The following is a 763-nucleotide window of genomic DNA, read 5'->3' on the forward strand; positions in this document are numbered from 1 at the left end:
CCCTAAGATGTAACGATGAGCGCAAACATCAAAATTGTCAGGCCTGAATGGAGGTTATCAAAGCTGTGATGCCGCTTCTGTGACTAGTGTACCGTGTTTAAGCATAATTTTTTACAAGCAGGTGTGTCATGATATCAAAAAAACCGCTTTATCCGCAAAGAGTACGTAAAATCAACGGCAGCTTTGCCTTTATTGAACATCGCTTTTTACGCCATGGCTTTTGGCAAGAACTCAGCCATCACGAACTGTTACTGTATATCTTTTTGGTTTTGGTGGCCGATCGCAAGGGACTATCCTACTACAGCTATGACAAGATCTGCATTTTGTTGCGAATAAGTGTGGATGAGTACATCCTGGCCCGTGACGCTCTGATCGAAAAAGATCTCATCGGCTTTGACGGATACCTCTTCCAGGTTCTCTCGTTGCCCGATAAGCCGTTGACGGTCGGCAGCAAGCCGCTTGGATCGCAGCAAGAAATGCAACAAAAAGATCCGGCCACCATTAGTCAGATTATCAAAGAGGCCTTCTCAAAATGATAAAAAAACCAAACGCCATGTTCTCCATGGGTATCAATCAGATCGACTTACGCCTGTTGGCATTGCGCACGCCGACCGCCATGGCGGTTGAGCGCATGGCCGCATCGTTGATAAAGCGCGGGCAACTCACACCGATCATTATCGCCGATGACGGCCAATACCCCATGCTGATAGATGGCTTCAAACGGCATCAAGCCGCCCAACGCCTGGGGCTGGATTCGCTGAAG

Annotated in this window: 2 protein-coding genes; both read left to right on the forward strand. The window is 48.1% G+C overall.

The genetic code is table 11. The annotated features are described in order from the left end of the window. Positions 1-128: 128 nt before the first annotated feature. Positions 129-536, forward strand: coding sequence for a helix-turn-helix domain-containing protein (locus GY683_RS03810; protein WP_297287486.1), 408 nt, complete (start codon positions 129-131; stop codon positions 534-536). Further along, a partial coding sequence (locus tag GY683_RS03815; RefSeq protein WP_297287487.1) for a ParB N-terminal domain-containing protein occupies positions 533-763 on the forward strand: 231 nt, incomplete at its 3' end. The genes GY683_RS03810 and GY683_RS03815, both read left to right, overlap by 4 nt.

The sequence above is a fragment of the Moraxella sp. genome (genome assembly GCF_024227015.1).
In the GTDB taxonomy this organism is placed as follows: Bacteria; Pseudomonadota; Gammaproteobacteria; order Pseudomonadales; family Moraxellaceae; genus Moraxella.

Coding starts and splice junctions, on each gene's coding strand:
- GY683_RS03810 (WP_297287486.1), top strand. CDS start 129: ATGATATCAAAAAAACCGCTTTATCCGCAAAGAGTACGTAAAATCAAC.